The 13774-nt window shown below is 42.4% G+C and carries 5 protein-coding genes and 1 pseudogene; all 6 read left to right on the forward strand.

Features of this window, described 5'->3' with window-relative positions:
- Positions 1-6: 6 nt before the first annotated feature.
- The 6 genes and pseudogenes from QR40_RS08265 to QR40_RS08285 all read left to right on the forward strand — a co-directional run bounded on the left by QR40_RS08265 (position 7) and on the right by QR40_RS08285 (position 13640).
- Positions 7-5907 (forward strand): LamG-like jellyroll fold domain-containing protein, encoded by a 5901-nt coding sequence (locus QR40_RS08265; RefSeq protein ID WP_044294294.1) that lies wholly within the window; start codon positions 7-9, stop codon positions 5905-5907.
- 312 nt (positions 5908-6219) lie between these two features.
- Positions 6220-7617, forward strand: coding sequence for an MFS transporter (locus tag QR40_RS08270; protein ID WP_044294295.1), 1398 nt, complete (start codon positions 6220-6222; stop codon positions 7615-7617).
- A gap of 19 nt (positions 7618-7636) precedes the next feature.
- A complete protein-coding gene (locus tag QR40_RS08275; protein ID WP_044294296.1) occupies positions 7637-10399 on the forward strand; it encodes an alpha-L-rhamnosidase in 2763 nt (920 codons plus the stop codon).
- A gap of 77 nt (positions 10400-10476) precedes the next feature.
- Positions 10477-10980, forward strand: a pseudogene (locus tag QR40_RS33050) (MBL fold metallo-hydrolase); the annotation flags it as partial.
- A gap of 252 nt (positions 10981-11232) precedes the next feature.
- Positions 11233-12660, forward strand: coding sequence for a glycoside hydrolase family 1 protein (locus QR40_RS33055; protein WP_027292160.1), 1428 nt, complete (start codon positions 11233-11235; stop codon positions 12658-12660).
- Positions 12657-13640, forward strand: coding sequence for an ROK family protein (locus QR40_RS08285; protein ID WP_052377617.1), 984 nt, complete (start codon positions 12657-12659; stop codon positions 13638-13640). Before QR40_RS33055 ends, QR40_RS08285 begins: the two co-directional genes overlap by 4 nt.
- Positions 13641-13774: the final 134 nt, after the last annotated feature.

The raw sequence follows: 13774 nt of genomic DNA on the forward strand, positions 1-13774 counted from the left end.
AAAAAAATGATACAAAAATGGATGAAAAAGAGTCTTGCACTGGCTGTATCAGCAAGTATGGTAATGGGGGCCGTACCGGTAAGCGCAGCTGAGTTAATCACGGAAAACACGGTACAGAAAGAAACAGCAGAACCTGAAGCCGGGAATAACGAATCCCTGACGGACCCCGTTGGCAGCCATGGAGAAGCACTTGAATTCGACGGAATTTCAAACTACATTGATACGGCTGTAAATGATGCCAAGATGAAAGATCTGGCAGCGGAAGGGAACCCGGATGAAGAGATAGAACTGCCCGAATCCTTATTCCAGTTCACAATGGATGAGGTCGTGGACGGAACCGGGGAGAATGCAGGGAAAAAGGTCGTGATCAACGAAACTGATCAGAAAGAATACGCAGTAAATGGTAACTATAGAGTGGATGATTTTGGTATTTATGGAAAGTCTCTGGAGTTTAACGGAAATAATACCTATATCAATATCGGTAATCCTGATATCCACGATGAGTATACATTTGAAGCATGGGTAAATATTGATCCCAGCGGCGGAAACAGCCTGAATAAAATTTTTGGGCGGGACCGCACCACGGTTCCACAGAATGCCTTTTATTTTTGCGTTAGAAACAACGGAAATATTGAATTTGAGAATAAAGGAACTGCAGGAGGAACCTGGATAGCAGCGGGTGAAGACTATCGTCTGGCATTTGATAACTGGAGCCATCTGGCTGTTACCTGTGATAAAAATACTTATAAAATGTATCTGAATGGAGAGCTGATAGCATCGGAAGCGGTAGCGATGCAGATAGACCAGGCATTAAATCCCAATGACCTGCTGATCGGTTCAGGATGGAATGCGGACGGATCTGCTATTTTTAACGGTCATGCTTTTAAAGGCAGAATGGATGATGTAAGGATTTTCAATGTTGCATTGACAGAACAGCAGATTCAAAAATCAACCGAAGGAATCCTTCAGAATCTGCCGCCGGAGATCAAAGGGGTATCACCATCCGATGGCAGTACCATTAGTAAACAGGGAAAGATAGCTGTTACTTATAATATGGCGGTTCAACTGAGTACGGAAGCCATTATTTTCAAAGATGAAACAACTGGTACAGAGGTTCCGGCTGCTTGTGAAGTGCTGGATTGTGATGAAAAAGTTGAAGGTGCAGAAACCCTGGAAATAACAGCGGCGGAGCCACTGGCTTCGGGACATGTGTATTCTCTTACCATTCCTGCCGGGGCATTGGAGAATCTTCAGGGAATAACCAACAGAGAATTAAAGATCTTTACCTTTAGCGTTGGCATAGAACTGGAAGGAAACAGCGCCGAAAGCACTCTGGGTGATTGGCTCAACGGTGAAGTTAAGATTCCTTCTACGATTGTACAAAAGGATGATACGGTTACTTTGAGTAATGGGATTGTGGAGAGGACATTTGATGTATCCAAAAATTTCATGACAACCGGTTATAACAATCTGTACACAGGACTGGATTTACTGGAGAATGGCAGCCTTGGGGCAGATATGGAAGTTGTGCTTAATGACCACTATACAGATGGGGACGATGGAGAAGTACGATACCGGATAGGCGGAGAAGATTCGGATTTTGAATACCTGAACTATACAACCGAAGAGAATACGGAAGAGATTTTCCACTGGGAATATGACCCGCGTATGGCGGATCCGACTATGAAGGATACACCCTGGCCCGCAAAGGGAAAGGCTTTGATAGTTAACTATGGGGCAAAAGATTCGGTTGAAGAAAAATACAGAGGTGTGAAACTTCAGGTGCGGTATGAAATTTACGATGAAATACCCGTAATATCCAAGTATGTAAAAGTTGTGAACGAGGGCGGAGAGAAAGTAGTTGTTCAGCATCTGAGGTCTGAAATACTGCCCATACAGATACCAAAAAAGGATGCACTGTATATGGAAACCAGCTATAATGGCGGAAATCCAAATCACGACAGGAATAATGGAAGACACCAGTCTGTGCAGTGGAAAGACAATGGGACATTTGGACAGCTTATCAGCCAGTATTCGTATGAACCGGATCTGGGTCAGAAAATAGAAGAATTTGGTCCCGCATATACCTTGCAGCCGGGTGAGACTTTCACAGGTTTTCGTACATATGAACTATTTCAAAGCAGCAGCTATTATGAATGGCAGCAGCTTGCGGTAAAGAAAATGTACCGGGTGCTTTTTCCACAGACAACGGATAATCCTACAATTTATCATTTGATCAGTTCGGACGAGAAAAAAATTAAAGAAGGTATTGATCAGGCAAAAGCGTCGGGATTCAACATGGTACTTCTTTCCTTTGGTTCCGGAGTCAATGTAGAGGATGTTTCGGCAGGAAATATTGAGAAGTATAAACGCATCTGCGATTATGCTCATGAAAAAGATATTTTGATCGGCTCCTATACCATGGTAGTATCCCGAGGGGATCAGGGCGCCCACGAAAGCTATAACGGATGCTGGGGGAATATGCGCTGTATGACCTCTGCTGCAGCAGAGACAAGTCTCCAAAACGCATTGAAATTTTATAAAGAAACAGGCATGGATTGTATTGAAATCGATGGTACCTACCCAAGCTGGGTTTGTAACAATAAGAAACCGGAACACATCGGACATGATGGGGAACAGGATTCCATTGCGAAACAGTGGGAGACAGCAGTCAGGGATTTCTACAAAGATTTAAGAGAAATGAATGTATATATCAATTCCCCGGACTGGCATTATATGAATGGTGCAAGTATGGGTGTAATGGGATATGAAGAGGCGGCTTTTGCAATTCCAAGAGCCCACCAGCTGATCTATGGACGAGAGATCGCTTATTATGGCACTTTTGGTAAAATGCCGTCCATGGGATGGACGCTGGTTCCATTTTCAGCCTATACCGGAGGAGACGATTCCGTTTTCTGGCCATATGATGAAAGAATCAACGATTATGATTACATTATTGCACTGAATATGATGTTTGGCGTAGGCGGCTCTTACCGCGGTGCAAATGGGCTGTATCAAGGGGCACCCTCGGAAAATGTTATGAAGACTTGGGGTGAATTCTATAATAAATACAATGATATTTTGAATGGTGATGTGATTCATATAAAACCACCGGTATATGATATCCCGGAAGGATCAAACAGCCGTACAAGTGATAAAACATTAGATATTGATGGATTTATTCATGCATCTGTGGATACAAAGCAAAAAGGGCTGGGCGCATTTTTCAACCAGACCGGAGAAAAAGTTACGCAGAAAGTGAAAGTACCGCTTTATTATACCGGCCTTACGGATTTAAAAGCGGCACCGGCACCTGTGGAAGGGTCCCATTACCGTGATGACATGAGGGTATACCCCGGTCTGGGGGATTGGTATGATCCGCCGATACCGGAAATTAATACACCGGAGGGAGTTCCTACGGATAAAAAAGCAGTATTATGTTTTGGTGATATGAATCCGCAGGAATATACCATTGACAGCAATGGAAACATTGAAATTGAATTAACTATGGAACCGGGAACCTATGCATGGTTTACAGTATATGATCCCGAGGATGCGCCGGGAACTTCCGCGGCAATACCGGTTCCCCAAAATGCAGAAGCATCTATGGAGAGCAGCCAGATCACTCTGAGCTGGGATCCTGTTACCGCAGATGGCAGAAATGTAAAAGAATATGCTGTTTACCGCAATGGCAATTATCTTGGAAAGGCATTTACCAATGCATTTACCGATAAGACAATGGAAGCGAATAACAGCTACGAATATGAAATCATACCCGTGCATAATACGGTGTCCGGAACTGGCGCAAAAGTGGCCATCAGTACAGAAGAGGACAAAGAGGCGCCTGAATTAACAGAAGCAAAAGCAGTGGACAAAAATGTAATCCAACTTCGTTTTAACGAGAAATTAGACAGAGAAACGGCGGAAAATACGGGCAGCTACCGTGTTTCTGGAAATGAAGTTTTATCCGCCGCACTGGATGCAGACGGCAAGCAAGTAACGCTGACTCTGAAAAAAGAAATGAAGGCATTTACAGAAATTGAAGTGGAAGCCGGCGGCATAAAAGATCTATCCGGAAATGTGATTGCTGAAGGCAGTGCCCGGTCAATTGTATTCGGAAATCTGAGAGCATTTGATTTTAATGAGACAGACGGAGATGAAATTCTGGATCGCATTAATGGTAAAAATGGAACCATCTATGGAAATTCAATCCGGGTAAATGGCATTCAGGGATCGGCACTTTCCTTTGACGGAGCGCAGAATTATGTAAATCTTGGTAGAGTAGTAGATCATTTTACAGAGTTCGGGATTTCTTTCTGGATGAACCCGGAGGATATACAGAAAGAACAGACATTGCTGGGACAACAGCGAGATACATTCCCGGCATGGATGTGGAATCTTGGTATCAGGGAAGGAAGCGTATTCTTTGAAATCAATAATGGTAAGGGAGGAAATGAACAGGAAGTAAAGGCAGAACTTAAAACGGATCCGGGTCTTATTAAGGAAGGAGAATGGAATCATATAACCCTTGTCAGGGAAGGAGACACTTTTGTACTGTATGTAAATGGGAAACAGGAAGCATCGGAAGAAAGTGCAGGTATCGATCAGTCAGGAAATGAGTATACCATGTGGCTGGGCGGTTACCGCAATGCTGCCGGAGGTGAGCCTGTAAGGCAGTTTAAGGGAATGATTGATGAACTGAATTTTTACAATGTCAGTCTGACCGGGGAACGCGTCAGAAGCATATGCATGGAGCATGTAGATGTGGAAGCGAAGAGTGAACTGGAAGGAACCGTTACATTTGCAAAAACTTTATCCCAGGCAGATTATACGGAAAAAAGCTATGCCAGGATGGCAGAAGTCCTGAAAAATGCAGAGAAATTATTAGAGCGTATCATGCCATCCGCACAGGAGCTGGAAAGGGTACAGAGTGAATTGAAGGAAGCGATCATGGCTCTTGAGAAGAGAGGGACTGTTGACCCGGAACAATCTTTTGATCAGCTAACAGCACAGATCCAAAAACTGAACCAGAAGGACTATACGGAAAATGCATGGAAGCAGTTCCAGGCAAAATACCAGGAAATCCTGGCGTCAGGCAAGAAGGACAGAGAAGCAGTTGCGAGGCTGCAGAATGCATTGGATAACCTGAAGACTAGCAGTGATAATGAGATACTTATGGAAAAGGCAATTCTGGAAAGCGTCATTTCCTGCTCAAAACTGTTAAAAGCAGATGCTTATACAGCAGTTTCCTGGAAAAAGTATCAGGATGCATTAGCCAATGCACAAAAAATATATGGGGATAACAATGTCTCCGCAGCAGCGATACAGGCAGCGGCACAAAGCCTCAAGACAGGAATAGCGCAGCTGGAAAAAGCGGCACCTGCCGCGAATCCGGTATCCCTTCCGAAATCCGGCACTGCTTTTAGCTATAAGGGACTGAAATACAAAGTACAGAAATCTACGGAAAAAGAAAGAACAGTGAGTGTTATAGGAGCGGTATCAAAGTCAGTTAAAAAAGTAAGCATTCCGTCAACTGTCAAATATAAAGATTATACATTTAAAGTTGTTTATATCAGAAGCAGTTCTTTCAGGAACTTTAAAAAACTTTCTAGTGTAAGTATAGGCAGCAATGTTGCTTCGATTGGCCCGCGTGCATTCCAGAACTGTAAAATGCTGAGCAGTGTAAAGATAGGAAGAGACGTAGCGAAAATAGGAAACTATGCATTCTATGGAACGGAAAAGAAACTGAAAAATGTTAAGATTTATTCTGCCAGACTGCATGAGGTAGGTAAAAAGGCATTCGATCAGAGTAGAAGCAATGCGGTAATAAAGGTACCGTCTTCTAAGTTAAGAACGTATAAAAAGTTATTGAAAGACAAAGGAATTAAAAAGGTTGTAAAATTTTAATTCACCGTTCCATCCATATTCCATATTAAAACTGACAAAAGTTCTTCCATATGCATGAGAGAGCAGTCTGATCAGGAGATGCAGCAGGAGATGTAAAAATATATCTCCTGCTGTTTTTGTACCTTCTTCTGCTGAGATTCATTTGTCAGATTTAAGCTAAACACAACTCAGATTACAGCAAAATAAAGACAAAAAGGACAAAAAAACGATATAACAATTTCTTCTTACCTGATATTATTATGACATCAAACAAGAATGTTAAAAACGCGCGTAATTAGCACAGATTTAGTATGAAAGTAAAGGAGAGAAGATATGTTAAATTTTGCAACAAAGCACGATGATCCAGAGGCAGCACTAGGCTGGGCAGAACGGCTTGGTTATGGCTCAGGCATGTTTGGTATGGGATTGATTAATGGTATTCTCGGATCGTTTTTAATGGTATATTTTACGAATGTTTCTTTTATGGATGCCGGAGTAGCCGGTACAATTGTAGCGGTCTCCAAAATATTTGACGGCATCAGCGATTTAGTTATGGGTAATATTGTTGACCGTACACAATCAAAAATGGGCAAGGCCAGGGTCTGGCTGCTGCGGATGTGCCTTCCGCTGGTATTGTCCACAATCCTGTTATTTTCTATTCCGGCTTCCATGACGGGTTTAGTAAAATGTGTTTATGTTTTTATCATGTATAATATTGTTAATGCTGTATTTTACACCTCAATGGCAGTTCCATATAATTCCATGAATTATCTTATGACCAGAAACCGTTATGAGCGTGGACTTTTAGGAAATATCAATCAGATCTTTTCAACACTTGCCAATATTGCCATGAATACCTTTTTTATTAAGCTTCTTACTGCATTTGGCGGAGGCGATATGTATTCCCAGAAGGGGTGGACAATGGCATTCATTGTTGTGGGAATAATTGTGGCTGCAGCCAGCGTTATTACTGTTATGGGAACCAAAGAGCGGATTCATGAAACCGGGAAAAAAGGGAAAGGAACCACAGATGCATCCAATCCGGCAGGTGCGGTAAAATCCCTTTTTAAAAATAAATATTGGGTTATTCTTACTATTTGTATGTTCCTGATTTTCTTTGTAATTGTCATGTATGTAGTTGCTGCGATTTATTATGCTCAATATGTATTGGGGGATGCAGGTTATTATACAGCGATTAATAATGCGATTTCCGTTGCACAATTTGGAATCATGTTCATTACCCCATTTTTTATGAAGAGATTCGGCAAACACAAGATATATCAGTTTGGATTGCTGTTTCTTATCGTTGGATTTGCTGGAACCGGGCTGAGCGGTACGAATATACCGCTATTAATCTTTTTCAATGCAGTCAAGGGTCTTGGTCTGGGGGCTGCCGGAGGCATGGCATTTGGAATGATTTCTGATACAATTGATTATGGACAGTGGAAAACAGGGATCCGTGCCGTTGGTATGGGTAATGCAGGTATTAGCACGGCACAGAAGCTGGGACTTGGTCTTGGACAGGCTGTAATGGGATGGGTTTTATCTGCCGGCGGTTTCAATGCTTTGCTGGAAACCCAGCCTGACACTGCACTGACTGCAATCAGTATATGTTATAACTGGATTCCTGTTGGATGCGTTATTTTAGCTTTTATACTGATGTTGTTCTATCGGCTGGATGAAGAAATGCCATCTATTATAACGGAACTTGAAACCCGGGAAAAAGAATAAGAACCAAAGGTGAAATTTTATGAAAATAGACAGATTAAAGATTAATGGGATGGTGAATCCCATAGGATTTTCATTTCATACGATTCGTTGTGCCTGGATTATTACAGATACACAGGCAAAAGCTGTTGAAAAGATAAAAATAGAAGTAAGCAGTGACTGGGAATTTCAGCACATTGTGTATGTAAAAGAAGGAAAGGAGCTGAATTCCGCCGGGGAAAGGCTGGATATGAAGGCTGCACCCCGAAGCAGGTACTATATCCGTGTTCAGGCTATGGGGGATAATGGTGAAAAAGCGGTAAGTACGGAAACTGCATTTTTTGAGACAGGCAAAATGAAAGAGCCATGGAAAGCACAATGGCTGAAACCCCAGTGTGGTGACCGATTTCATCCGGTATTTATAAAAGAATTCCAGACCACAAAAAAAGCAGTAAAAGCAGGTCTCTATATTTCAGGACTTGGGGTGTATCAGGCAAAGCTCAATGGAAAGAAAATAGGAGATGAGGTATTGACACCATATTTCAGTGACTATCATACGGAATGCCAGTACCAGACCTATGATATCACAGGTGAAATACATAAAAACAACAGAATCGAAGTTATGCTGGGCAATGGCTGGTATAAAGGAAAATTCGGGCTTGCCTATATGGATCAGAATTACGGAAGTGAATTTCAGATGATTGCTGAAATCCATCTGACCTACGAAGATGGCACGGAACAAGTGATTTCTTCTGATGATACATGGTTGTATAAAGGTTCAGACATTGAGGATAGCGATATTTATGACGGAGAGATAATCAATCATCTTCTATGGGAAGAAAAAGAAAATGCCTTGAAAAAACCTGCTTTGGGAGAAATAGAAGGACAACTTGTGGAACGTTACAGCGTCCCGGTTACAGAGCAGGAAGAAATGCCTGTAAAAGAGATCATTCATACGCCTGCAGGGGAGACCGTATTGGATTTTGGACAGAATTTTGCAGGATATGTTATATTTCATTCTCAGCTTCCCGCAGGAACCAGAGTTATTCTGGATTTTGGGGAAATTCTCCAGAATGGCAATTTTTATAATGAAAATTACCGCAAAGCAAAATCCCGGTTCGTCTATACAACGGATGGGCGGGATGAATGGGTAAGACCGCAGTTTACTTTTTTTGGATTTCGTTATGTCCGGGTAAGCGGCTGGACCACAGAGGTAAAAAAAGAGGATTTTGCCGGAAAGGCGCTGTATTCTAAAATGAGCACAACCGGGCATATTGTAACCGGGCATGAGGGTGTGAACCAGCTTTTTTCGAACACATTATGGGGGCAAAAGTCTAATTCCATTGATTTTCCAACAGACTGTCCCCAGAGAGATGAACGTCTGGGCTGGACTGGAGATGCCCAGGTCTTCTCAGGAACCGCCAGTTACAATATGGATACTGCAGCATTTTATCATAAATTCCTTCATGATTTGCGGACAGAACAGAAAAAATATGATGGAATTCTTCCGGGAGTGATCCCAGTATTCGATCCAAATGGTCCGATTTTCAGCAGCGTCTGGGGAGATATTGCCACCTTTCTCCCTATGGTATTATATGAACATTACGGGGATGTTGAAGCGCTGGAACAGTATTATCCTATGATGAAGGACTGGGTGGATAAGATTACCAAAGAAGACCGGCTGAGAGGGCAGAAATATCTGTTCGATTTTGGCAATCAGTTGGGCGACTGGCTGGCTATGGATGGCAGAACTTCACAGAGCATGAAAGGCGGTACGGACGAATATTTTATTGGTTCATGCTACTATGCCGAATCTCTGAAAAAAACGGCTGATGCGGCAAAAGCTCTTGGAAAGCAGGATGAAGAGATATATTACAGAGATTTGCATGAACGTGTTTACAATGCGGTTTTGAAGGAGTATTTTTCGGAAACAGGCAGGCTGTGTATAGATACCCAGACAGGATATATCGTTTCACTTTATTTTGGTATCTATAAAGATAAGCAGAGAATAATAGAAGGTCTGAGAACGCGGCTTTATAAAGATTGTTATAAACTAAAAGGAGGTTTTGCCGGTGCACCGGTGATGTGCAGGGTTCTGGCTGAAAATGGAATGGAAGATGAAGCATTTTATTTCCTGCTTCAGGAAGGATTTCCAGGATGGATGCACTGCATTAATTTAGGCGCAACTACCATATGGGAACGATGGAATTCGGTACTGGATAATGGTGTGATAAGCGGCACTTTAATGAATTCGCTGAATCATTATTCTTTTGGGGCCATAGTAGAATTTTTGTACCGGGATGTGGCGGGAATTAAGGCACTGGAACCCGGATTTAAAAAGGCAGAGATTACGCCGCTGGTCAATCAGAAACTAAAATATATGAAAGCGTCTTATGATTCTGCTTATGGGCGATACCGCAGTGAGTGGAAAATTCAGAAAGATGGACAGATCCGGGTGCTGATTGAGATTCCGTTTGGCTGTTCGGCAATAGTCTGTCTGCCATCGTATCCCGAAAAGGCAATTGGTGAACTTAACGCTGGAGTTCATCAGTTTTGTTATCAGCCAATGGAGAATTTGCGAAGCAGGTATACCAGGAAGACGCTGTTTAAAGACATGATGCAGGATGATGCCGCCCTGGAAATTATAGACCGCATTTCACCGCTGCTTCAGCACTTCCTGGGTTCCGGAGATGAGGAATTTCTGCATGAAAGTCTGGAAACGTTAAAGGGAATGTTCTTCTTAGGATTCTCCATGGAGGAGATTGAAAGTCTTACGAAGGAATTAACAAAGCTGTATGAGGAGTAGTGATTAGAATGGAATTTTATAAAGCAGAGAAAATAAATGCACATATTACTGCCATACATAGCCTGACAGGGGAGATTATGTATCTGGCGGAAGGAACAGAAAAGACAGTTTTAATAGACACATGTCTTGGTGTGGGGGATCTGAGGCATTTTGTTGAAAATATTACAGCGAAGCCGATTATGGTTTTATTGACACACGGACATATTGATCATGCCATGGGAGCACCTGAATTCAAAAATGTGTATATGAATGTTAAGGATATCCCAATTTACCGGAGGCAGTGTCATGTGAAAGAACGCAGGGGTTATCTGCAGGCGAATCTGGGAACAGTTTTTGAAAAGACGGCGAATCTTAATTATGTGGAATCAGTTCCTTTCATGGAATTTCAGCCTTTGATTGATGGTATGGAATTTGATTTGGGAGGGCTTCATATTGAGGCATACGAATTGCCGGGACATACACAGGGAAGCATGGTGTTTTTGCTACCGGAACTGAAAATATTGATTTTAGGAGATTCCTGTAATAATTCCACCTTTCTTTTTGACCAGGATACAAGCCCATTGGAAGAATACCGGGATACATTAAAACGTATTCAGCTGCGCCTGGATGGAAAGTATGAACATGTTTTTTTGTCTCACCATGTGATGGAAGTATCGGTTGATATCATTGGAAATGTAATTGAGGTCTGTGAGGATATTTTGCAGGGGAAGGCAGACGATATTCCATTTTCATTTATGGGGATGCATGCATATATTGCAAAATCATGTAATGAACGGTTCGAAAGGACAGATGGGAAAGCCGGAAATATTATTTACAGCAAAGAACATGTGAAAATGTTTCCGAAAAACTTTTTGTGGGGCGGAGCAGTTGCCGCCAACCAGTGTGAAGGTGCCTATCAGGAGGATGGCAAAGGTCTTTCTATTCAGGATGTGATGCCACACGGCATCAAAGGCCCCAGGACAGAAAAGCCTTCAGAGGACAACATGAAACTTGTGGGCATAGATTTTTATCACCGATATAAGGAAGATATTAAATTATTTGCGGAAATGGGATTTAAAGTATTCCGCACTTCGATAGCATGGAGCAGGATTTTCCCACGTGGAGATGAAGAAACACCAAATGAGGCAGGACTTCAGTTTTATGATGACCTGTTTGACGAGTGCAGGAAATATGGAATGGAACCACTGGTTACGATTTCCCATTATGAGACGCCACTTTATTTGGCGGAAACCTGGAACGGATGGCTGGATCGCAGGATGATCGGATTCTATGAGCGGTATGTCAGGACGATTTTCAAACGCTATAGAGAGAAAGTAAAATACTGGCTGACATTTAATGAAATTAATTCTATCTTAAATTCTCCGTTTATGAGCGGTGCAATTAATACACCGAAGGAAGTGCTGACTGAGTCCCAGTTATACCAGGCAATCCATCATGAATTAGTTGCCAGTGCCCTTGCAACGAAAATCGGTCATGAAATTAACCCGGATTTTCAGATTGGATGCATGATCCTCAGTATGCCGGTGTACCCTCTGACACCAGATCCCGGGGACGTCATTCGGGCGATGGAGGAGGAGCATAAACATGCCATGTTTACAGATGTTCATGTCAGGGGTGAATATCCGGGATATATGAAGCGTTACCTAAGGGAACATGGCATTCAGATTGCATTTAATAAAGGGGATGCAGAGATTCTGAAAAATACAGTGGATTTTATTTCTTTCAGCTATTATGCCAGTGTTTGTGCCACGGCAGATCAGCGCAAAGATATCAGCGGAGAGGGAAACCTCTTTGGAGGAGTTCCAAATCCTGCCCTTAAAGCCAGTGAATGGGGCTGGCAGATTGATCCAGGAGGGCTGCGCTATGTATTAAATCAGTTCTGGGATAAATACCAGAAGCCCTTGTTTATTGTGGAAAACGGACTGGGTGCAGTGGACCGTTTAGAAGAGGATGAGGAAGGGAATCTTACTGTATTTGACGATTACCGGATTGCTTACTTAAGAGATCATCTGCTGCAGGTGAAGGAAGCAATTGAGGATGGTGTAGAAGTCATGGGATATACCACTTGGGGGTGCATCGATCTGGTCAGTGCATCCACCGCTGAATTGAAGAAACGGTATGGATTCATTTACGTGGACAGGAATGATGACGGCAGTGGTACATTAGAGCGGTATAAAAAGAAAAGCTTCTACTGGTACCGGGATGTGATAGCCAGCAACGGAGCGTCATTAAAGGACGGCAGTGAGGAGGCAGATATATGAAATATTTGGCCATTGACGTAGGCGGTACCTATACAAAATATGCGGTCATGGACGAAGAGTGTAATTTTTACAATAAGAATAAAGTTGCCACCAGGCAGGAGTCTTTCGAAGATTTTATACAAATGCTGGAATGGATTTATGAACAAAATCAAGATCAGATAGAAGGCATCGCATTAAGTGCAGCAGGCATTATTGACAGTGAAACAGGATTTATGTACAACGGTGGATCTATTTTCTGCATTTCCAATATTAACATAGTGGAAATATTGGAGAACCGTTGTCATGTACCGGTAACTGTTGAAAATGATGCAAAGTGTGCAGCATTGGCTGAGGTGTGGAGAGGAAGCCTGTCTGACTGTAAAAATGCCATTGCAGTCATATGCGGCACTGCGGTGGGCGGTGCCGTGATCTGCAACCGCAAGGTCTTAAGAGGGAAGCATTTTATGGCAGGGGAATTCAGCTATATATTAACAGATGGAGAAGATGCGTTTAATCAGGATAAGACGCTGGCTATGACAAACGGTATTCCAGCATTGATACATCTGGTTTCATCAAAGAAAGGCATTCCAATAGCAGAACTGGATGGAGAAAAAATATTCTCAATGGCAAACTGCGGCGATGAAGAAACGCTTTGCTGTATCCGCAGTTTTGTTAATACGCTGGCAGTTCAGATTACAAACTGCCAGTTTATCTTTGACCCGGAACGCATAGCTATCGGCGGTGGGATCAGTGCGCAGCCGTTGTTTTTGCAAATGATCAAGGAAGAACTAAAAAAATTAAACGGAGTTTATCCTCATGAGGTACCGATTCCGGAAGTCACAGCCTGTAAATTCTTCAATGATTCCAATCTGATTGGCGCATTATATGTGCATCTGAAGTCAAAAGAGGAGAAAATCAACATGGATAAAGTAAAAGAATTCATGAGCCTTCTGCAGGATAGAAGAGAAGGACAGTATTTAAGGGAGCTTTTTATTGGATAGATGTGGCAGACGCGGTGGCTGCCTGATTTAGATAAAAGGTTTCTGTCTGCGTAGAAGCATCTCACATGTTGAGGTGCTTCTGTTGCGTATATTATTGAGGTCTTGTAGTCAGTTGTGTGAAAAATATTGTTAAT

The sequence above is a fragment of the Robinsoniella peoriensis genome (genome assembly GCF_000797495.1).
GTDB classification, from domain to species: domain Bacteria; phylum Bacillota; class Clostridia; order Lachnospirales; family Lachnospiraceae; genus Robinsoniella; species Robinsoniella peoriensis.